The organism is Streptomyces sp. NPDC027672 (genome assembly GCF_055566335.1).
The window spans coordinates 835,097-856,611 of record NZ_JBVHSO010000002.1 but is presented as its reverse complement, the minus strand read 5'-3'; the positions used below and the strand labels follow the sequence as shown (position 1 = coordinate 856,611).

15 protein-coding genes are annotated in these 21,515 nt (G+C 73.5%); 7 read left to right on the top strand and 8 right to left on the bottom strand.

Annotated features, from left to right (window positions below; all coding sequences use genetic code 11):
• The first annotated feature begins 213 nt into the window (after nt 1-213).
• Genes ACZ4SV_RS08110 through ACZ4SV_RS08100 form a run of 3 tightly spaced genes read left to right on the top strand, consistent with a single transcriptional unit; the run spans nt 214 to nt 4,858 of the window.
• On the top strand, nt 214-1,383 hold the full coding sequence (locus ACZ4SV_RS08110) for a CaiB/BaiF CoA transferase family protein (protein ID WP_468002399.1): 1,170 nt from the start codon (nt 214-216) through the stop codon (nt 1,381-1,383).
• Between the two features lie 41 nt (nt 1,384-1,424).
• Entirely contained in the window at nt 1,425-2,639 is a 1,215-nt protein-coding gene (locus ACZ4SV_RS08105) for an acetyl-CoA C-acetyltransferase (protein ID WP_468002397.1), read from the top strand.
• Nucleotides 2,640-2,680: 41 nt separating this feature from the next.
• The gene (locus ACZ4SV_RS08100; protein WP_468002395.1) at nt 2,681-4,858 is read left to right on the top strand and encodes a 3-hydroxyacyl-CoA dehydrogenase NAD-binding domain-containing protein; all 2,178 of its coding nucleotides are present in this window, start codon (nt 2,681-2,683) and stop codon (nt 4,856-4,858) included.
• 130 nt (nt 4,859-4,988) lie between these two features.
• Here ACZ4SV_RS08100 and ACZ4SV_RS08095 read toward each other — a convergent pair whose 3' ends face one another.
• The gene (locus ACZ4SV_RS08095; RefSeq protein ID WP_468002393.1) at nt 4,989-5,738 is read right to left on the bottom strand and encodes a MerR family transcriptional regulator; all 750 of its coding nucleotides are present in this window, start codon (nt 5,736-5,738) and stop codon (nt 4,989-4,991) included.
• Between the two features lie 222 nt (nt 5,739-5,960).
• Between ACZ4SV_RS08095 and ACZ4SV_RS08090 the strand changes: the two genes are divergently transcribed.
• Nucleotides 5,961-7,427, top strand: a complete 1,467-nt coding sequence (locus ACZ4SV_RS08090; RefSeq protein ID WP_468002391.1) for an amino acid permease — start codon at nt 5,961-5,963, stop codon at nt 7,425-7,427.
• Between the two features lie 168 nt (nt 7,428-7,595).
• Here the strand turns inward: ACZ4SV_RS08090 and ACZ4SV_RS08085 are convergent, their stop codons facing one another.
• Nucleotides 7,596-9,098 (bottom strand): M1 family metallopeptidase, encoded by a 1,503-nt coding sequence (locus ACZ4SV_RS08085; protein WP_468002389.1) that lies wholly within the window; start codon nt 9,096-9,098, stop codon nt 7,596-7,598.
• A 176-nt stretch (nt 9,099-9,274) separates the two neighbouring features.
• Here ACZ4SV_RS08085 and ACZ4SV_RS08080 point away from each other — a divergent pair, with 176 nt between their 5' ends.
• Nucleotides 9,275-11,224, top strand: coding sequence for a Xaa-Pro dipeptidyl-peptidase (locus ACZ4SV_RS08080; RefSeq protein ID WP_468002387.1), 1,950 nt, complete (start codon nt 9,275-9,277; stop codon nt 11,222-11,224).
• Nucleotides 11,225-11,749: 525 nt separating this feature from the next.
• Here the strand turns inward: ACZ4SV_RS08080 and ACZ4SV_RS08075 are convergent.
• A complete protein-coding gene (locus tag ACZ4SV_RS08075) occupies nt 11,750-12,664 on the bottom strand; it encodes an FAD-dependent oxidoreductase (protein ID WP_468002511.1) in 915 nt (304 codons plus the stop codon).
• A 137-nt stretch (nt 12,665-12,801) separates the two neighbouring features.
• Between ACZ4SV_RS08075 and ACZ4SV_RS08070 the strand changes: the two genes are divergently transcribed.
• Nucleotides 12,802-14,442 (top strand): ABC-F family ATP-binding cassette domain-containing protein, encoded by a 1,641-nt coding sequence (locus tag ACZ4SV_RS08070; protein ID WP_468002385.1) that lies wholly within the window; start codon nt 12,802-12,804, stop codon nt 14,440-14,442.
• Nucleotides 14,443-14,497: 55 nt separating this feature from the next.
• Here ACZ4SV_RS08070 and ACZ4SV_RS08065 read toward each other — a convergent pair whose 3' ends face one another.
• Nucleotides 14,498-17,029, bottom strand: a complete 2,532-nt coding sequence (locus tag ACZ4SV_RS08065; RefSeq protein ID WP_468002383.1) for a Tex family protein — start codon at nt 17,027-17,029, stop codon at nt 14,498-14,500.
• A 95-nt stretch (nt 17,030-17,124) separates the two neighbouring features.
• The gene (locus ACZ4SV_RS08060; protein ID WP_468002381.1) at nt 17,125-17,880 is read right to left on the bottom strand and encodes an enoyl-CoA hydratase/isomerase family protein; all 756 of its coding nucleotides are present in this window, start codon (nt 17,878-17,880) and stop codon (nt 17,125-17,127) included.
• 221 nt (nt 17,881-18,101) lie between these two features.
• On the opposite strand from ACZ4SV_RS08060, the gene ACZ4SV_RS08055 reads away from it, so the two are divergent.
• Nucleotides 18,102-18,632 (top strand): ATP-binding protein, encoded by a 531-nt coding sequence (locus tag ACZ4SV_RS08055; protein WP_468002379.1) that lies wholly within the window; start codon nt 18,102-18,104, stop codon nt 18,630-18,632.
• A 15-nt stretch (nt 18,633-18,647) separates the two neighbouring features.
• Here ACZ4SV_RS08055 and idi read toward each other — a convergent pair whose 3' ends face one another.
• From idi to galE, 3 genes are all read right to left on the bottom strand, one after another.
• The gene (idi, locus tag ACZ4SV_RS08050) at nt 18,648-19,241 is read right to left on the bottom strand and encodes an isopentenyl-diphosphate Delta-isomerase (protein ID WP_468002377.1); all 594 of its coding nucleotides are present in this window, start codon (nt 19,239-19,241) and stop codon (nt 18,648-18,650) included.
• 175 nt (nt 19,242-19,416) lie between these two features.
• The gene (locus ACZ4SV_RS08045) at nt 19,417-20,352 is read right to left on the bottom strand and encodes a cation diffusion facilitator family transporter (protein ID WP_365881412.1); all 936 of its coding nucleotides are present in this window, start codon (nt 20,350-20,352) and stop codon (nt 19,417-19,419) included.
• A gap of 117 nt (nt 20,353-20,469) precedes the next feature.
• Complete coding sequence (gene galE / locus ACZ4SV_RS08040; protein WP_365881410.1) at nt 20,470-21,459, bottom strand: UDP-glucose 4-epimerase GalE; 990 nt, start codon at nt 21,457-21,459, stop codon at nt 20,470-20,472.
• Nucleotides 21,460-21,515 lie beyond the last annotated feature (56 nt).

Sequence of the window (21,515 nt, the reverse complement as noted above, 5' to 3'; positions counted from 1 at the left end):
GCTCCCGCCGCGCAGCCCGCGCCGCTGCCGGTGGCCGAGGCTAGCGTGAGGAGTGCGCGGTCCGGGATGCGGGCCGTTCACTCGTCCGGGTGAGGACCGGCGTGTCGGGCACTTGGCTAAGCGCTTGCTCGTTCAGGTCTTGTGTCCAGTGGAACACGTTCTTAGCATCACCGGTGTTACATCGGTTGTGTCACACACTTGGGGGCTGGTCGCATGACAACGGCAGGGACGCCGCCGGCGCCGGGCACCGGCCCGCTCGCCGGTGTCCGGGTGGTGGAGCTGGCCGGCATCGGCCCGGGCCCGTTCGCCGCCATGCTGCTGGCCGACCTCGGCGCCGACGTGGTCCGGGTGGACCGCCCGGGCGGCGCGGGCCTCGCCGTCGACCCGGCGTACGACCTCACCAACCGCAACAAGCGCTCGGTCGTGGTCGACCTGAAGGCACCGGACGGCCCCGCGCGCGTCCTGGACCTCGCCGAGCGGGCCGACATCCTCGTCGAGGGCTACCGCCCGGGCGTCGCCGAGCGGCTCGGCATCGGCCCCGGGGACTGCCACGCCCGCAACCCCCGCCTGGTCTACGGCCGGATGACCGGCTGGGGCCAGGACGGCCCGCTCGCCCACCGCGCCGGCCACGACGTCGCCTACATCGCGCTCACCGGCGCGCTCGGCATGATCGGCCGCCCGGACGAACCCCCGGCCGTGCCCGCCAACCTCCTCGGGGACTACGCGGGCGGCTCCCTCTACCTGGTCGTCGGCGTCCTCGCCGCCCTGCACCACGCGCGCGCCACCGGCACCGGCCAGGTGGTCGACGCGGCCATCGTCGACGGCACCGCCCACCTGTCCACGATGATCCACGCCCTGCTCGCCGCCGGCGCCTGGCAGGACCGGCGCGCCGCCAACCTCCTGGACGGCGGCTGCCCCTACTACGGCACCTACGAGACCGCCGACGGCCGGTACATGGCGGTCGGCGCCCTGGAGGAGAAGTTCTACGCGGAGTTCCTGCGCCTGCTCGGCCTGACCGGACCGGCCGCCGCCCACCGGGACATGAGCCGCTGGGAGGAGTTGCGCGAACGCGTCGCCGCCGCCTTCAAGTCCCGCACCCGCGCCGAGTGGACCGCCGTCTTCGCCGACTCCGACGCCTGCGTGGCGCCCGTGCTCGGCCTGCGCGAGGCCCCGGCCCACCCGCACCTCGCCGCCCGCGGCACCTTCACCGAGCACGACGGCGTCACCCAGCCCGCCCCCGCGCCCCGGTTCTCCGCCACGCCCACTGCCGTTCGCACCGGCCCCGCCCGGCCCGGCGCGGACGCCGCCGCGGTCGCCCGGGACTGGGGCCTACCGGCCCGCCCGGCCGACGGCCCCGGCGCCCCGGCCGCCGACGGCCGCTGACCCGCCCACCCCGCCCGGCCCACCCTCCGAAAGGCACCCCAGTGAGCACCGAAGCGTACGTGTACGACGCGATCCGCACCCCGCGCGGCCGCGGCAAGGCGAACGGCGCCCTGCACGGCACCAAGCCGGTCGACCTGGTCGTCGGCCTCATCCACGAGCTCCGCGACCGCTTCCCCGGGCTGGACCCGGCCGGCATCGACGACATCGTGCTCGGCGTCGTCAGCCCCGTCGGCGACCAGGGCTCCGACATCGCGCGGATCGCCGCCCTGGCCGCCGGGCTGCCGGACACGGTCGCGGGCGTGCAGGAGAACCGCTTCTGTGCCTCCGGTCTGGAGGCCGTCAACCTCGCCGCCGCCAAGGTCCGGGCCGGCTGGGAGGACCTCGTCCTCGCCGGCGGGGTCGAGTCCATGTCCCGCGTCCCGATGGCCTCGGACGGCGGTGCCTGGTTCAACGACCCGATGACCAACCTCGCCGTCAACTTCGTGCCCCAGGGCATCGGCGCCGACCTCATCGCCACCATCGAGGGCTTCTCCCGCCGGGACGTGGACGAGTACGCGGCCCTGTCCCAGGAACGCGCCGCCGCCGCCTGGAAGGACGGCCGCTTCGAGCGCTCGGTCGTCCCGGTCCGCGACCGCAACGGCCTCGTCGTCCTCGACCACGACGAACACCCGCGCCCCGGCACCACCGCCGACTCCCTGGCCAAGCTGAAGCCGTCGTTCGCCGACATCGGCGACCTGGGCGGCTTCGACGCGGTCGCCCTGCAGAAGTACCACTGGGTGGAGAAGATCGACCACGTCCACCACGCGGGCAACTCCTCCGGCATCGTGGACGGCGCCGCGCTCGTCGCGGTCGGCTCCCGCGAGGCCGGCGAGCGCCACGGCCTCACGCCCCGCGCGCGGATCGTCTCCGCGGCCGTCTCCGGCTCCGAGCCGACCATCATGCTCACCGGCCCCGCCCCCGCCAGCCGCAAGGCCCTGGCCAAGGCCGGCCTCACCATCGACGACATCGACCTGGTCGAGATCAACGAGGCGTTCGCCGCCGTCGTGCTGCGCTTCGCCCGGGACATGGGCCTCGGCCTGGACAAGATCAACGTCAACGGCGGCGCCATCGCCCTCGGCCACCCGCTCGGCGCCACCGGCGCCATGATCCTCGGCACCCTCGTCGACGAACTGGAGCGCCAGGACAAGCGCTACGGCCTCGCCACGCTCTGCGTCGGCGGCGGCATGGGCATCGCCACCGTCGTCGAGCGCATCTGACCTCCCCGCGGACCTAGCGACCTCAACGAAAGACGACTGCCATGACCGAGAGCACCACCATCCGCTGGGAGCAGGACGACACCGGGATCGTCACCCTCGTCCTGGACGACCCGGACCAGTCCGCGAACACCATGAACCAGGCGTTCCGCGACTCCCTCGCCGCCGTCACCGACCGGCTGGAGGCCGAACGGGACTCCCTGCGCGGCGTCATCCTCACCTCCGCGAAGAAGACCTTCTTCGCCGGCGGCGACCTGCGCGACCTCATCCGGGTCACGCCCGACACCGCGCGGGAGCTGTTCGAGGGCGGTCTCGCCATCAAGCGGAACCTGCGCCGCATCGAGACCCTCGGCAAGCCGGTCGTCGCCGCGATCAACGGCGCGGCCCTCGGCGGCGGCTTCGAACTGGCCCTCGCCTGCCACCACCGCGTCGCCCTGGACACGCCCGGCACCAGGATCGGCTGCCCCGAGGTCACCCTCGGCCTGCTCCCCGGCGGCGGCGGAGTCGTCCGCACCGTACGGCTGCTGGGCATCGCGGACGCCCTGCTGAAGGTGCTCCTCCAGGGCACCCGGTACAACGCGCGCCGCGCCCGGGACAACGGCCTGGTCCACGAGGTGGCCGCGACCCCGCAGGAGCTCCTCGCCAAGGCCCGCGCCTTCATCGACGCCCACCCCGAGTCCCGGCAGCCCTGGGACACCCCGGGCTACAAGATCCCCGGCGGCACCCCGGCCCACCCGAAGTTCGCCGCCAACCTGCCCGCCTTCCCGGCCGGCCTGCGCAAGCAGACGGGCGGCGCCCCCTACCCGGCCCCGCGCAGCATCCTCGCCGCGGCCGTCGAGGGCGCCCAGGTCGACTTCGAGACCGCCCAGGTCATCGAGGCCCGCTACTTCGTGGAACTGGCCGCCGGGCAGACCTCGAAGAACATGATCCAGGCGTTCTTCTTCGACCTCCAGGCGGTCAACTCCGGAGCCAGCCGGCCGCGGGGCATCGAGCGCCGCGAGGTCCGCAGGGCCGCCGTCCTCGGCGCCGGCATGATGGGCGCCGGCATCGCCTACGCATGCGCCCGCGCGGGCATCGACGTCGTCCTCAAGGACGTCTCCCTGGAGGCGGCCGTCAAGGGCAAGGGCTACGCGGAGAAGCTGTGCGCCAAGGCCGTCGCCCAGGGCCGCGTCGGCCAGGAGAAGGCCGACGCCCTGCTCGCCCGGATCACGCCCACCGCCGAGGCCGCCGACCTCGCGGGCTGTGACGCCGTCATCGAGGCCGTCTTCGAGGACACCGCCCTCAAGCACAAGGTGTTCCAGGAGATCGAGTCGGTGGTGGCCCCGGACGCGCTGCTGTGCTCCAACACCTCCACGCTGCCGATCACCACCCTCGCCGAGGGCGTGCAGCGCCAGCGCGACTTCATCGGGCTGCACTTCTTCTCACCGGTCGACAAGATGCCGCTGGTCGAGATCATCAAGGGCGAGCGCACCGGCGAGGAGGCGCTCGCGCGCGCCTTCGACCTGGTCCGGCAGATCGACAAGACGCCGATCGTCGTCAACGACTCGCGGGGCTTCTTCACCTCCCGGGTGATCGGCCACTTCATCAACGAGGGCGTCGCCATGGTCGGCGAGGGCGTCGAGCCCGCCTCCGTGGAGCAGGCCGCCGCCCAGGCCGGCTACCCGGCCAAGGTGCTGTCCCTGATGGACGAGCTGACCCTCACGCTGCCGCGCAAGATCCGGACCGAGACCAGGCGGGCCGTGGAGGAGGCCGGCGGCACCTGGACCCCGCACCCCGCGGAGGCGGTCATCGACCGCATGGTGGACGAGTTCGGCCGCACCGGCCGCGGCGGCGGCGCCGGTTTCTACGACTACACCGAGGACGGCGGGCGGGCCGGACTCTGGCCGGGGCTGCGCGAGCACTTCACCAAGCCCGGGTACGAGATCCCGTTCCGGGACATGCAGGAGCGCATGCTCTTCGCCGAGGCGCTCGACACCGTGCGCCTGCTGGAGGAGGGCGTCCTCACCTCGGTCGCCGACGCCAACATCGGCTCGCTCCTCGGCATCGGCTTCCCCGGCTGGACCGGCGGTGTGCTCCAGTACATCAACGGCTACGAGGGCGGCCTGCCCGGGTTCGTCGCCCGTGCGCGCGAGCTGGCCGAGCGCTACGGCGAGCGGTTCACCCCGCCCGCGCTGCTGGTGGCGAAGGCCGAGAGCGGCGAGGTCTTCACCGACGCCCACTGACCCGCGGCATACAGCCGACGGCCCCGGGACCCGGCCCCGGGGCCACGGCCCGCCGCTGCCGAGACCCGGCGGGCCCGTCAGCCGTGTCAGCGCCCTCGGCGCCCGCCGGTTGTCAGTGCCCTCAGCGCTGTCAGCCGTCCGCGCCGTCCGTGTGCCGGCTCGTGTCCTCCGGGTCCTCTGCGTCGCCCGTGCCGTCCAGCCACTGGTGCAGTTCCTCCTTCAGTGACCGCTGGAAGGTGGTGAGCAGCGCCTGCACCACCAGGGGGTGCATATGGGCCGACAGGGACTTCACGTCCCGCGTGTCCCGTTCGGCCACGGCCTCGCGCAGCAGGTCCGACAGCTCGTGCGCCGCCGCGCGCGCGTGCCCGGTCAGCGCGGTCCGCGCGGCCAGGATCGTCTCCTGCGCCAGCGGTACGTCGAGGAGCTGCACCGCGAGCCGCAGCAGACCGCAGTCCACGCGGAAGGACTCCCCGTCCCGCGTCAGCACGTCCATCGCGGCCAGCCGGTCCACGTCCTCCCCGGCCAGCCGCCGCCCCGCCCGCCGCTCCAGCTCCGCACGGGTCACGGTCTCCACGGTGTCCGGCGCCCAGGAGGCGACCACCGCCCGGTGGATCGCGAGCCCCTGCGGGCCCAGATCGGCCGGGAGCTGCCGCAGGTGCCGCTCGATCGCGGCCAGGGTCATGCCCTGGTGCCGCATCTCCTCGATCAGCGCCAGCCGGGCCAGGTGCTCCCGGCCGTAGTGCCCCACCCGGCGCGGACCGATCACCGGCGGCGGCAGCAGCCCCTTGGTGCCGTAGAAGCGGACCGTGCGGACCGTGACGCCCGCCCGCGCGGCCAGCTCGTCGATGGTCAGGGTCGGCTCCCCGGTGTCGGTCGTCATGCGCAGCAGTATCGCTGTCACACCCGGGGTGTGAAACCCGGGGAGAGCCCGTGACGGGCGTGTGAGAAGTACCGCTCTGTGACGTGGGCCACCGCATACCCGCCGCCTCCTCTGGGAAGCTGCTGCCTTGGTCTGTGCCCCGACACAAGGGTGGTGCGGGCCGAGACCTGCACGACCCCCGGGCCCATGAGGCCCGGGCGCACCCAGGAAGAGAAACCACCCGTGAGCAAGGAAGCCGTGGAACCGGTACAGGCCACCACCCGGCCCGAGGTGCCCCAGACGTCCGCGGACGCGGGCGACGCCGGTTACAGCAAGGACCTCAAGGCCCGCCACGTCAACATGATCGCCATCGGCGGAGCCATCGGCACCGGCCTCTTCCTCGGCGCCGGCGGCCGCCTGCACAACGCGGGCCCCGCGCTCGCCCTGGCCTATCTGGTCTGCGGTGTCTTCGCGTTCTTCGTCGTGCGGGCGCTGGGCGAGCTGGTCCTGTACCGCCCGTCCTCCGGGTCCTTCGTGTCGTACGCGCGCGAGTTCCTCGGGGAGAAGGGCGCCTACGTCGCCGGCTGGATGTACTTCCTGAACTGGTCGACGACGGGCATCGCCGACATCACCGCGATCGCGCTCTACACGCACTACTGGAGCATGTTCACCGCCATCCCGCAGTGGGTGCTGGCCCTGGTCGCGCTCGCGGTCGTCCTCACCGTGAACCTCATCTCGGTGAAGATCTTCGGCGAGATGGAGTTCTGGTTCGCGATCATCAAGGTCGCCACCCTGGTCGGCTTCATGCTGATCGGTATCTTCCTGCTGGCGACCCAGCACGACGTCGGCGGCAGCAAGCCGGGCCTGAGCGTCATCTCCGACCACGGCGGCGTCTTCCCGCACGGTCTGATGCCGGTGGTCCTGGTCATGCAGGGCGTGATCTTCGCCTACGCCGCCCTGGAGCTGGTCGGCGTGGCCGCCGGCGAGACCGCCGAACCGGAGAAGGTCGTCCCGCGCGCGGTGAACTCGATCATGTGGCGGGTGGCCCTCTTCTACGTCGGCTCGGTCGTGCTGCTCGCCCTGCTGCTGCCCGGTTCGGTGTACTCCGCCGACCAGAGCCCGTTCGTGACCGTGCTGTCCAAGATCGGCGTGCCGGCGGCCGGTGACGTGATGAACCTGGTCGTGCTGACCGCGGCCATGTCCTCGCTCAACTCCGGCCTGTACTCCACCGGCCGCATCCTGCGCTCGATGGCCGTGGCCGGCTCGGCGCCGAAGTTCACCCGGGTGATGAGCCGCAGCCAGGTGCCCTACGGCGGCATCCTGCTGACCTGCGCGGTCTGTGTGCTCGGCGTCGGCCTGAACTACCTGGTGCCCAGCCAGGCCTTCGAGATCGTGCTGAACGTCGCCTCGCTCGGCATCATCAGCACCTGGGTCATCATCATGATCTGCCACATGGTCTTCGTCCGCCGCGCCCGCGCGGGCCTGGTCACCCGGCCGCACTTCCAGCTGAAGTTCAGCCCGGCCGCCGAGATCGCCACGATCGTGTTCCTGCTGGTCTGCCTCGGCATGATGTGGAACGACACCGAGGTCGGCCGCAAGACCCTGTTCCTGATCCCGGTGGTCGCCGTCATGCTGGTCGCCGGCTGGTTCGGCGTCCGCCGCCGGGTGTCCGACAACACCGGCCGGACCCCGTCCCGGCTCCCGGAGTAACGGCCCGCGGCCCCTGCCGGCGGTATCACCCACGGTGGCGTCACACCGGAGAGCACACAGTGCCCCGGGTGACGCCACCGTGCCGTTTCCTACGGTGTCGGCGCCGGCCGGCCACGGCACCGGGACACCGGGGTGTCCGGGTCCCGGTGCCGCCGGCCGGCGTCCGGATCAGCGCCCGCTGTGCCCGTTCCCGTGCACGTCGTTCGTCGCCTCGATCTTCTTCCACGACTTCGGCTGCGCCACCGCCGTACGCGACCCCACCAGGGCGCGGGCCGACGGCGCGGCCGGCTTCGTCGGCTGGAACAGCCAGGTGTCGAACAGCGCGGCCAGCGGCTTGCCGGACACCCGCTCCGCGTACCGCTGGAAGTCGGCCACCGAGGCGTTGCCGTAGGCGTGCTCCTTCGGCCAGCCCTTCAGGATCGCGAAGAACGCCTCGTCGCCGACCGCGTTGCGCAGCGCCTGGATGGCGACGGCGCCCCGGTCGTAGACGGCGCCGTCGAACTGGTTGTCGGGACCGGGGTCACCGGGCGCGACCGTCCAGAACGCGTCGTCGGCCGGGTGCGAGGCGTACACGTAGTCGGCGAGTTCCTGCGCGGTGCCCTCGCCCTCGTGCTCGGACCACAGCCACTGCGCGTACCGGGCGAAGCCCTCGTTGATCCAGATGTCCTTCCAGCCCTTGACCGACACGTCGTCGCCGTACCACTGGTGGGCCAGCTCGTGCACGACCAGGGACGTGTTGGAGCCGTTCGCGAACTGCTTCGGGCTGTAGTAGACGCGGGTCTGCGTCTCCAGCGCGTACCCGGTCGTGGTGTTCGGCACGTACCCGCCCGCCGAGGTGAACGGATACGGCCCGAAGTAGCCGCTCAGCCAGTCCACGATCTCCCCGGTGCGCTCCACGCTGGCGCGCGCGGCGCCGTCGTTGTCGCCGAGGTCCTTGCTGTAGGCGTTGATGACGGGCACACCGCCGTCGGAGGTGCCGGTGGTGATGTCGAACCGGCCGAGCGCGAGGGTGGCCAGGTAGGTCGCCTGCGGCTTGGTCTGCCGCCAGTTGTAGCGGGTCCAGCCCAGCTTCGAAGTGCTCGACTGGAGCAGGCCGTTGGAGATGGCCTGGGTGCCGTCCGGGACGGACACCGACACGTCGTAGGTGGCCTTGTCGGTCGGGTGGTCGTTGCTGGGGAACCACCACCAGGCGGCCTCGGGCTCGTTGGCGGCCACGCCGCCGTCGGGCGTGCGGTGCCAGGAGGTGAAGCCGTAGGCGCTCTTCGTCGACGGCACCCCGCTGTAGCGGACCACGATGGTGACGGTCGAGCCCTTGGCCAGCGGGGTCTTCGGCGTGACGACCAGTTCGTGCTCGCCGGACGTCGTGAAGGCCGCCTTGGCGCCGTTGACCCGCACCTCGCCGACGTCCAGCAGGAAGTCGAGGTCGAAGCGGGACAGATCCTGGGTGGTCTTCGCCAGGATCGTCGCCGTGCCCTCCAGCTCGTCCGTCTTCGGCTGGTACTGCAGCCTCAGGTCGTAGTGCGAGACGTCGTAGCCGCCGTTGCCGTAGTACGGGTAGTAGGGGTCGCCGATGCCCGGCGCGCCGGGGGAGTAACTCGCGGCCGATGCCGGGATCGCCAGCAGGAGGGAGGACGCCGCGAGAGCGCCCGGTGCGATGATTCTGCGGTGCACGTCAGCTCCAAGTCTTCAGGACTGCACGTCCGTTCAAGGAAGTCTGTTCGAAGCCTATTCAGTCCCTGTGGTCTCCGGCCTGTCCATGGCCCCTGCTGTCACACGATCGCCATTCGGCCGTCACGTCCGCGGAGTGCCCTCTTCTGCGGGCGAGTTGACGGGGGTACCGTCCGCGCATGCCGACACGCACGCGCTCCAGAGTCCGCAGACCGCTCGTCCTCATCGCCGTCGCCGCGCTGGCGGCCGTCTTCCTCGCCCCGGCCGTCCACGCCGCGCCCCGGGAGAGCCGGCCCGTCTACTCCTACGCCGGCGCCGTCCGGGAGTCCGTGTGGGTGGACACGGGTCTCGACGGGGACGGCGACGGGAAGGGCGACCGCGTCGCCGCCGACATCGTCCGGCCCGCCGAACCCGCCCGGCAGGGCCGCAAGGTGCCGGTCATCATGGACGCCAGCCCCTACTACTCCTGCTGCGGGCGCGGCAACGAGAGCCAGCGCAAGACGTACGACACCCACGGTCACGTCGTCCGGATGCCGCTCTACTACGACAACTACTTCGTGCCCCGCGGCTACGCCTTCGTCGGCGTCGACCTGGCCGGCACCAACCGCTCCGACGGCTGCGTCGACATCGGCGGCCCGTCCGACATCCGGTCCGCGAAGGCCGTGATCGACTGGCTGAACGGCCGCGGCAGGGCGTACACCAGCCGCACCGGCGCCACCCTGGTGCGGGCCGGCTGGACCAACGGCCGCACCGGCATGATCGGCAAGAGCTGGGACGGCACCATCGCCAACGGCGTCGCCGCGACGGGCGTCCGGGGCCTGAAGACCATCGTCCCGATCAGCGCCATCTCCTCCTGGTACGACTACTACTTCGCCCAGGGCGCCCCGCTCTACGACGGCGGGCCCGACGAACTCGCCGACGCCGTCGAGAGCGACGGCGCGCGGGCGCACTGCGCGGCCGTACAGCGCCGCCTCGTCGAGGGCAGCCCGCGCAGCGGCGACCGGACCCCGCTGTGGACCGAGCGGGACTACGTCAAGGACGCGGCCAAGGTGCGGGCCAGCGTCTTCGCGGTGCACGGCATGCAGGACCTCAACGTGCGCACCCAGCACCTCGGCCCCTGGTGGGACGCCCTCGCCCGGCACGGTGTGCGGCGCAAGATCTGGCTGTCCCAGACCGGACACGTCGACCCCTTCGACTACCGGCGCGGCGCCTGGGTCGACACCCTGCACCGCTGGTTCGACCACGAACTCCTCGGCTACGACAACGGCATCGACCGCGAGCCGGCCGCCGATGTCGAACGCCACCCCGGCCAGTGGGTCACCAGCGCCTCCTGGCCCCCGGCCGGCACGCGCGCGACCGTGCTGCGGCCGGCCCCCGGCGACCGGGCCGGCGTCGGCACGCTCGGCCTGCGCCGGTCCGCCGGCACCGAGACCTTCACGGACGACCCGGCGCTGAGCGAGACCGACTGGGCCGCGCGCATCACCACGGGCACGCCCGAGAAGGCCGGCTTCCTCACCGCGCCCCTCTCCCGTCCCCTGCGGCTGGCCGGCTCCTCCGCGGTGACGGTCACCGCCACCCCGACCACCGCCACCGCCCACCTGTCCGCCGTCCTGGTGGACGTCGGTCCCGACACCATCCGCGACTACGCCGACGCCGCCGAGGGCATCACCACCCTCACCGACCGCACCTGCTGGGGCGCGAGCACCGCCGGGGACAGCGCCTGCTACAAGGAGACCCGGGCCAAGACCGCCGCCGTCGGCTCCACCGTGGTCAGCCGCGGCTGGGCCGACCTCGGGCACTACGCCTCGGCGGCCCGGGGCGTCCCGCTCACGCCGGGCCGGCCGTACACGATGACGCTCCGCCTCGGCGCCACCGACCACGTCGTGCCCGCCGGACACCGGCTGGCCCTGGTCGTCGCCGGCACGGACAAGGACCTCATCGACCCGCCGTCCACCCGGCCGACGCTCACGGTCGACCTGTCCCGCACGAGCGCGAAGCTGCCGCTGGTGGGCGGCGCGGCGGCGTTCACCAGGGCGACGCAGGGCACCACGGCCACCACGGCGCCGGCGCCGGCGATCCTGGACGGCGTCCGCACACCCGGCCTCGTCCGCCACCTCCCGACCGACTGACGGACAGGACGAAGCGGAGCGGCCGCGCGGCGCGGCCGGCCGCGGGCCGTCGTACGCCGGAAGTCGCCGGGCACGGATCGTCCTGGGCCGGACGCGTCGGTCCCCGCGTTTCTGGGGCGTGTCGGTCGCCTTGGCGGGCGCGGGCGCGGGCCGCTGTGCTCCGGAAGCGGCCGGGTGCGGGCCGTCGTGCGCGGGGAGTGGCCGGGTTCGGGTTGTCCTGGGCCGGTCGTGTGGCTCCCCGCGGCTCTGGGGCGTGCTGGTCGCCTTGGTGGGCGCGTGCCGCCGTGCGCCGGAAGCGGCCGGGTGCGGGCCGTCGTGTGCGGGGAGTGGCCGGGTTCGGGTTGTCCTGGGCCGGACGCGTCGGTCCCCGTGCCTCTGCGGCGTGCTGGTTGCCTCGGCTGGCGGGGAGCGGCCGGGCGCGCGGCCCCCGGGGCGGGCCCGGAGCCGCCCCGGGCCGGGCGCGCGGTTGCCGGGCCCCCGGAGGGGGCCGTGTCGTGGAGTGTGCCCGTCGTGTCGGGGGAGTCGTCAGGGGGCAGGGAAGGCCAGGTCCCGGGTTTCGCGGGCGCAGCCCCAGGCGACCGTGACGCCCCCGCCGCCGTGGCCGTAGTTGTGGATCAGGGCGCGGCCGCCGGGGAGGGGGCGGCGCTCCAGCCGTACCGCCGCGCGGGCCGGGCGCAGGCCCACCCGGTGGGCGAGGATCCGGGCCCCGGCGATCTCCGGCCGGACGGCCGCGCAGCGGGCGACGATCGCCGCGGCGGTCGCCGGGTCCGGCTCCAGGGACCAGTCGTCCTCCTCGGCCGTACCGCCCAGGAGGAGCCAGCCCGGCTGCGGAATGAAGTACGTGGACGCGCCCGGGGAGTGGTCGACGGAGGTGAACCAGCTCGTCACGCCCGGGTTCTCCACCACGACCAACTGCCCGCGCACGGGCCGCACCGCCGGGTCCGGCACCAGGGAACGGGCCCCGAGACCCGTGCAGTTGACCACCACCGCGGCGGGCACGGCGGCCAGGTCGGTCACCTCCCGCACCTCCACCGCGCCCCCGGCCCGCTCCAGCCGCCGCCGCAGCCACGCCAGGTGCACCGGCATGTCGATCACCGGCAGCCGCGCCGCCAGTCCGCCGGCCACCGCCCGCAGCCCCGGCACCCGGCCCGCCCACGCGCCCAGCTCCGCCGGCCGGACCCCGTCGTGAACGCCCTCCACCAGCCGCACCCCTGTCTCCGCGGGCCGCGCGGCCAGCTCCTCGTACACGCCGAGGGATTCCAGCGCCCACGCGCCGGCCAGCGGCCCGGGTTCGATGCGGTACGGCCACCACAGGCCGCCGGCGACCGCCGACGTCGTCCCCTCGGCCGGCTCCCGGGCCCACACCCGCACCCGCCGCCCGGACTCGGCCAGCAGCACGGCCGTCGTCAGCCCGGCGACACCGCCTCCGACCACGATCACTTCATCACTCGGCGCACTGTCCACACCAGGACGATAGGCCCCACGCGGCCGGCCGGGGCAGGGCGGTCGCCCGGATCCGGGAGCGGCGGGAAACCCGGCGGAGGCGTGTACCCGCCGCCGTTAGGATCGGCGTTCTGATGACTGCCACCCTCGTTGCCAAGAACCTCGCCGCCGGGCACGGCGACCGCCCCCTGTTCTCCGGGCTCGACCTCGTCGTCGCGCCCGGTGACGTGATCGGGCTGGTCGGCGCCAACGGCGCGGGAAAGTCGACCCTGCTGCGGATGCTCGCCGGACTCACCCCGCCCGACGAGGGCGAGCTGCGGCTGTCCCCGCCCGCCGCGACCGTCGGCCACCTGCCGCAGGAGCCGGAGCGCCGGCCCGGCGAGACCGTCCGCGATTTCCTGGCCCGCCGCACCGGTGTCGCCGCCGCGCAGCGGGCCATGGACGAGGCCACCCAGGCGCTGGTCGACGGCGCGCCCGGTGCCGACGACGCCTACGCGACCGCCCTGGAGCGCTGGCTCGGCCTCGGCGGCGCCGACCTGGAGGAGCGCGCGGAGGAGGTCACCGACTCCCTCGGCCTGACGGTGGACCTGGACCAGCCGATGACCGCGCTCTCCGGCGGCCAGGCGGCCCGCGCCGGCCTCGCCTCCCTGCTGCTGTCCCGCTACGACGTCTTCCTCCTGGACGAGCCCACCAACGACCTCGACCTGGACGGCCTGGAGCGTCTGGAGCGGTTCGTCACCGGTCTGCGCGCGGGCACGGTCGTCGTCAGCCACGACCGCGAGTTCCTCACCCGCACCGTCACCCGGGTCCTGGAACTCGACGCCGCCCAGGGACAGGTCAACGTCTACGGCGGCGGCTACGCGGCCTATCTGGAGGAGCGGGAGGTGGCCCGCCGGCACGCCCGCGAGGAGTTCGAGGAGTACGCCGACAAGAAGACCGCCCTCCAGGAGCGGGCCCAGACGCAGCGGGCCTGGATGGACAAGGGCGTGAAGAACGCCCGCCGCAAGGCGGGCAGCGACAACGACAAGATCGGCCGCAAGTTCCGCAGCGAGGCCAGCGAGAAGCAGGCCGCCAAGGCCCGCCAGACCCAGCGCCTGATCGAGCGCCTGGAGACGGTGGAGGAGCCGCGCAAGGAGTGGGAGCTGCGCATGGAGATCGCCTCGGCCCCGCGGTCGGGCGCGGTCGTGGCGACCCTGCGGGACGCCGAAGTGCGGCGCGGCGGCTTCACCCTCGGACCGGTGTCGCTCCAGGTCGACTGGGCGGACCGGATCGCGGTGACCGGTGCCAACGGCTCCGGGAAGTCCACCCTGCTCGGCGCGCTGCTCGGCCGTATCCCGCTCGACCGCGGCCACGCGGCCCTCGGCTCCGGTGTCCTGGTCGGCGAGGTCGACCAGGCCCGGCAACTGTTCCACGGCCCCGAGTCCCTGCTCGACGCCTTCCGCGCGGCCGTCCCGGACACCGAACCGGCGGAGGTGCGCACCCTGCTCGCCAAGTTCGGCCTGAAGTCCGACCACGTGCTGCGCCCCGCCGAGACCCTGTCCCCGGGCGAACGCACCCGTGCCGCGCTCGCCCTGCTCCAGGGCCGGGGCGTCAACCTGCTGGTGCTGGACGAGCCGACGAACCACCTGGACCTGCCCGCCATCGAGCAGTTGGAGTCGGCCCTCGACGCCTACGAGGGCACCCTGCTGCTGGTCACCCACGACCGGCGGATGCTGGACGCGGTCCGGGTGACCCGGCGCCTGGAGGTCGCGGACGGCAAGGTGACGGAGCGCTGACCCACGCGTGGACCGGGGCCGGACGGTGGCGCCGCCCGGCCCCGGACCCGTGCCGTCAGCTCTTCTTCGGGTTCAGCAGACCCGCGCGGCGCAGCGCGTCCGCCATCGCGCTGTTGGCCGGCGCCGGCGCCTGCCGCCCGCCCCGGTCACCGCCGCCCCGGCCCTGCCGCTGCCCTTGGCCCTGGGGGTGGCCCTGACCCTGGGGGTGGCCCTGACCCTGGGGGCGGCCCTGACCCTGGGTCTGGCGCTGGCCGCCCTGCCGCTGCCCCTGGCCGCCGTCGCCCCGGCCCTGCCGCTGACCCTGCTCCTGGGGCTGTCCCTGGCCGCCGCCCTGCCGCTGCTGGGGCGGACGGGCACCGCCACGCTGCGGCCGGCCGCCGCCCTGGCCCTGCGGGGCCGCCTCGTCGTCCAGCCGCAGGGTCAGCGCGATCCGCTTGCGCGGGATGTCCACGTCCAGGACCTTCACCTTGACGATGTCACCGGGCTTGACCACGTCGCGCGGGTCCTTGACGAACGACTTCGACATCGCCGACACGTGCACCAGACCGTCCTGGTGGACACCGACGTCCACGAACGCGCCGAACGCGGCCACGTTCGTCACCACGCCCTCCAGCACCATCCCGGCGGCCAGGTCGGAGATCTTCTCCACGCCCTCCTTGAAGGTGGCCGTCTTGAACGCCGGACGCGGGTCGCGGCCCGGCTTCTCCAGCTCCTTGAGGATGTCCGTGACGGTCGGCAGACCGAAGGTGTCGTCCACGAAGTCGGCCGGCCGCAGCGAACGCAGCACACCGGTGTTCCCGACCAGGGACGCCACCTCCTGGCCCGTGGTCTTCACCATGCGGCGCACCACCGGATACGCCTCGGGGTGCACGCTGGAGGCGTCCAGCGGGTCCACGCCGTCGCGGATGCGCAGGAAGCCCGCGCACTGCTCGTACGCCTTCGGGCCGAGCCGCGCGACCTTCTTCAGCTCCGCGCGGGAGGTGAAGGGGCCGTGGGCGTCCCGGTGCGCCACGATGTTCTCGGCGAGCCCGGCGGAGACGCCCGACACCCGGGACAGCAGCGGCACGGAGGCGGTGTTGACGTCCACGCCGACGCCGTTCACACAGTCCTCGACGACCGCGTCCAGCGAGCGGGACAGCTTCACCTCGGACAGGTCGTGCTGGTACTGCCCGACGCCGATGGACTTCGGGTCGATCTTCACCAGCTCCGCCAGCGGGTCCTGCAGCCGCCGGGCGATGGAGACCGCGCCGCGCAGCGACACGTCCAGGTCCGGCAGCTCGCGCGAGGCGTACACCGACGCCGAGTACACCGACGCGCCCGCCTCGGACACCATCACCTTGGTGAGCTTCAGCTCCGGGTGCCGCGCCAGGAGGTCGGCGGCCAGCTTGTCGGTCTCCCGGGACGCCGTGCCGTTGCCGATCGCGATCAGCTCGACCGCGTGCTCCTTCGCCAGCCGCGCCAGCGTGGCGATCGCCTGGTCCCACTTGTTGGCCGGCACATGCGGATGGATGACGTCGGTGGCGACGACCTTGCCGGTGGCGTCGACCACGGCGACCTTCACCCCCGTCCGGAACCCCGGGTCCAGACCGAGCGTCGCGCGGGTGCCGGCCGGGGCGGCCAGCAGCAGGTCCCGCAGGTTCGCCGCGAACACGTTCACCGCCTCGTCCTCGGCGGCCGTGCGCAGCCGCAGCCGCAGGTCGATGCCGAGGTGCACCAGGATGCGGGTGCGCCAGGCCCAGCGGACCGTGTCCGCCAGCCACTTGTCGGCCGGCCGGCCCCGGCCGGCGATCCCGAACCGCGAGGCGATCACGCCCTCGTACGACGAGGGGCCCTCGGTGGGCTCCTCCGGCTCCAGGACGAGGTCCAGGACCTCTTCCTTCTCCCCGCGCAGCAGCGCCAGGATCCGGTGCGAGGGCAGGTCCGTGAACGGCTCGGCGAAGTCGAAGTAGTCGGCGAACTTCGCGCCCGCCTCCTCCTTGCCCTCCCGCACCGTCGCGGCGAGCCGCCCGCGCACCCACATGCGCTCGCGCAGCTCGCCGATCAGGTCGGCGTCCTCGGAGAACCGCTCGGTGAGGATGGCCCGCGCGCCCTCCAGCGCGGCCTGCGGATCGGCCACGCCCCGGTCCGGGGCCACGAACGCGGCGGCGGCCGCGAGCGGGTCGACCGCCGGATCGCCCAGCAGCCCGTCCGCCAGCGGCTCCAGACCCGCCTCGCGCGCGATCTGCGCCTTGGTGCGCCGCTTGGGCTTGTACGGGAGGTAGACGTCCTCCAGCCGCGCCTTGGTCTCGGCGCCCCGGATCCGCGCCTCCAGCTCCTCGGTGAGCTTGCCCTGCTCCCGCACCGACTCCAGGATCGCGCTCCGGCGCTCCTCCAGTTCCCGCAGGTACCGCAGCCTCTCCTCGAGCGTGCGCAGTTGCGCGTCGTCGAGCATCTCGGTCGCTTCCTTGCGGTAGCGAGCGATGAAGGGCACGGTGGAGCCGCTGTCGAGCAGTTCCACGGCGGCCTTCACCTGCCGCTCCCGTACGCCTAGCTCCTCGGCGATCCTGCCTTCGATGGACCCTGTTCCGAGGGACCCGGGTGTCGTCACGATCCCGTACCGCCTTCTCCACTGAGGTTGCGCGGCAATTGTGGCAGGTGACACCGACAACCGGGATCAGGGCGCCCCGCCGGGGCCCGGACACCTCAGTCGGGCGCGGTCACGCTCCAGGTGAACTGCGGCCGGCGGCGCTCCAGGAACGCGGCGACCCCTTCCGCCGTGTCGCCGCCACCGCGGGCCCGCGCGGTCCAGTGGGCGTCCCGGTCGGTGCGGCCGGCCGCGAACTCCTTCGCGGCGGCCTGGGTGAGCTGCGAGCGGGACACCAGCACCCGGGTCAGCTCCGCGACCCGCCCGTCCAGCGCGTCCGCGGGCAGCACCTCGTCCACCAGACCGGTCCGCAGCGCCCGCCCGGCATCGATCAACTCGGCTGTGAAAAGAAGGTACTTGGCGGTGGCCGGGCCGACCAGGGACACCAGCCGGCGGGTCGAGGAGGCCGGGTAGACGATGCCGAGCCGCGCCGGGGTCACCCCGAACAGCGCGCCCTCCTCCGCCAGCCGCAGATCGCAGGCCGCCGCGAGCTGCGCCCCGCCGCCCACACAGTGCCCGCGCACCACGGCGACGGCCGGCTTGGGGAACGCGGCCAGCGCCTCCTCGGCCGCCACCGCGAGGCCCTGCGCCTCCTCGGGCGAGCCCTGGAGCGTGGCGATGTCGGCGCCCGCGCAGAAAGTGCCGCCCTCGCCGGTGAGGACCAGCGCCCGTACCTCCGGATCGCGCGCCAGGGTGTCCAGCAGCGGGGGCAGGGCCCGCCACATCGGCGCCGTCATGGCGTTGCGCTTGGCGGGGTTGCGGATCACCACGGTGGCGACGGAGTCGGCGATCCGGTGCGAAAGCTGGGGCTCCATGCGGCGGATCGTAGCCGAGGCGGTCCGCGCCGCCGCGGGCGGAGCACACCGCGCGACCGGGCAAACCCGTACAACCCGACTAGTTCGCGAACCGGCGTGGGGGAAACAGGAACAGTCCCGTCGGCGACCAGGTCAAGCGCACCCGGTCAGAAACCGTTCGATACCCGCTGACTTCTGTTCAGGTGACCGGGCGGGAGCACACCGTTGCCAACACTCGGCGTGTGGTGACAATCGAGCGCGAGGACGGCGACCGGACGAGGGACAACCACGGGTACGGGGAGGGCCCGTGCCCGGCGGGGCGCGGCGAACGGCCGCCGGACCCCCTGCCGTACGAGGGCGTCTGGCGGTTCACCGCGGCGGCGGTGGACGCCTCGGTCCCGCACGCCCGGCACGCGGTGAAGGACCTGCTGCTGCGCCAGGGCGTGCCGGTCTCCGACGACCTGGTGCACGGGCTGCTGCTGATCGTCTCCGAACTGGTCACCAACGCGGTACGGCACGCGGCGCTGCTGTCGCCGGTGCTGGCCGTGGAGGTGGCCGTCGGGGCCGACTGGGTGCGGGTGTCGGTGGAGGACGACCACCCCTACCGGCCGACCGCCCTGGAGGCCGACCACGGGCAGACCGGCGGCCGGGGGCTGCTCCTGGTCCGCGAGGTGGCCCGGGAGGCGGGCGGGGTGGTCGACATGGAGCACACCGCGAGCGGCGGCAAGGTGATCTGGGCCGCCCTGCCGCTCAAGCCCGCGGCGCTGCCGTGAGGCGACCGGGACGGATCACCAGCCGGCGGCCGGGCCCGTCAGTTCCCTGATCGCCGGCCGGGCCGCGTCCAGCACGGTCATGAACCAGGCCGAGAACGGGTCCCGGGCGTGCCGCTCCGCCAGCTCGGCCGCCGTCACGAAGCCGGTCGCGGCGACCTCCTGGTCGTCCGGCGCGAGCGGCGCCTGCACCAGGCCGACGAACAGGTGGTTGAACTCCTGCTCCACCAGGCCCGAGGCGGGGTCGGGATGGTTGTAGCGGACCGTGCCGGCCTCCGCCAGCAGCGACGGGGAGACACCCAGCTCCTCGTGGGTGCGCCGGGCCGCCGCCGCGAACGGCGCCTCGCCCGGGTACGGGTGTCCGCAGCAGGTGTTGGACCACACACCGGGGGAGTGGTACTTGCCCAGTGCCCGCTGCTGGAGCAGCAGCCGGCCCCGCTCGTCGAAGAGGAACACCGAGAACGCCCGGTGCAGCCGGCCCGGCGGCTGGTGGGCGGAGAGCTTCTCCGCCGTACCGATCGTCACACCCTTCTCGTCGACCAGTTCCAGCAAAATCGCCTCTGCGGGGCCCTCCGACGGACTGTGCGTCGCGGTGGCAGGTGTGATCGGCATACGCATCCTTCGCTTCGGTCCTAGCACCCCAAGTCTGCCGTACGGGTCCGGCGCCCCGGGCACGTCCCGCGCGTCCCGCGCGCGGCGCGGCACCGGGAGCCGGACCCGGTAGGTCATCGTGCCCGCCGCCCGCCGCCGGGAACCGCCCGGGGGCGGCCCGCACCGCCCCGGGCGCTCAGTGGCACAGCCGGGCCTCGTGCTCCGCATGGCCGCCCGGCTCCAGCTGAAAGGTGCAGTGCTCCACGTCGAAGTGGTCGCCCAGGCAGCCCTGCAGCTCGTGCAGCATCTTCTCGTTCCCGATGGCGTTCAGCACCTCGGAGCTGACCACCACGTGCGCCGACAGCACCGGCATGCCCGAGGTGATCGTCCAGGCGTGCAGGTCGTGGACGTCCTCCACGCCGTCCAGCGCCAGGATGTGCGCCCGCACCTGCGCCATGTCGACACCCTTGGGAGCCGCCTCCAACAGCACGTCCAGCGTCTCGCGCAGCAGCTTCAGCGTCCGCGGCACGATCATCAGCCCGATGACCAGCGAGGCGATCGGGTCGGCCGGCTGCCAGCCGGTGGTCAGGAGCACCACCGCCGAGATCAGCACCGCCACCGAGCCGAGCGCGTCCGCGGCGACCTCCAGGAAGGCGCCGCGCACGTTCAGGCTCTCCTTCTGCCCGCGCATCAGCAGCGCCAGCGAGACGGAGTTCGCGACCAGGCCGACCAGACCGAACACGATCATCAGGCCGCCGCGGGTCTGCGCGGGCTCGACGAACCGCTGGACCGCCTCGTACAGGACGTAACCGCCGACGCCGAGCAGCAGCAGACAGTTGGCGAGGGCCGCGAGGATCTCGGCGCGGGCGTAGCCGAAGGTGCGGTTGGTGCTCGCCGGGCGGTTCGCGAAGTGGACCGCGAGCAGCGCCATGCCGAGGCCCACCGCGTCCGTCGCCATGTGCGCCGCGTCCGCGATCAGCGCGAGCGAGTCCGCCGCCAGACCGCCGGCGATCTCGACCACCATGACCATGAGCGTGATGCCCAGCGCCACACGCAGCCGGCCCCGGTACGCCGCCGTGGCCGTACCCGGGGCGGGCGCGTGGGAGTGCCCGTGGTCGTGCCCTGCGCCCATGACATCCGCCTTCCGTGTGCCGCTCCGACAGGCCAGTGAACTACGGGCGGGGGGTATTGGCAACGCGGCACTGAACACCGTTGTCATATGCTGTGACCTGCGCAAACACTTCCCAGGTCAGGAGCTGGAGACCCGCTGTCCCTCCTGGTGCAGCAGCCAGCCGGCCCAGGCCGAACCGACCATCTCCCGCACCCCGCGCCGGGCCCGCCAGCCCAGCTCCGCGGCGGCCCGCTCGGCGGAGGCCACCGCGCGCGGCGCGTCCCCCGGCCGGCGGTCCTCCACCACGGGCGGCCGGCGGTCCCCGGTGACCTCCCCGACGACCGCGATCAGCTCGCGCACCGAGACGCCCTCGCCGCGGCCGACGTTCAGCGTCAGATCGCCGGTGACCTCCCCCGCGGCCAGCCGCCGCGCCGCCGCCAGGTGGGCCTCGGCCAGATCGGCGACATGGATGTAGTCACGGACGCACGTGCCGTCCGGCGTCGGGTAGTCGGCACCGAAGATCCGCGGGGCCTCGCCGCGGGTGAGCCGGTCGAAGACCATCGGCACGATGTTGAACACACCGGTGTCCGCCAGCTCCGGCGCCGCCGCGCCCGCCACGTTGAAATAGCGCAGACAGACCGTGGAGATCCCGTGCGCCCGTCCGGCCGCCCGCACCAGCCACTCGCCGGCCAGCTTGGTCTCGCCGTACGGGTTCACCGGGGCGCACGGGGTGTCCTCGGTGATCAGGTCCACGTCCGGGTTGCCGTACACCGCCGCCGAGGAGGAGAACACCAGCCGGCCCACGCCCGCCTCCGCGACCGCCTCCAGCAGGGTGGCCAGGCCGCCCACGTTCTCCCGGTAGTAGCGGGTGGGCCGGGCCACCGACTCCGCGACCTGCTTGCGCGCCGCGAGATGGACGACGCCCGTCACGCCGTACTCCGCCAGGACCCGCTTCAGCAGCGGTCCGTCCAGGGTCGAGCCGCGCACGAGCGGCACCTCGGCCGGCAGCCGCTCCGGCACGGCGGCCGAGAGGTCGTCCAGCGCCACGACGCGCTCGCCCGCGTCCGCCATGGCCCGCGCCACGTGCGCCCCGATGTATCCGGCTCCGCCGGTGATCAGCCACGTCATGGTCGTCCACCCTATGCCGGGAGCGGCCCCGTGTCCCGGTTGCCCGGGTCTGCCCC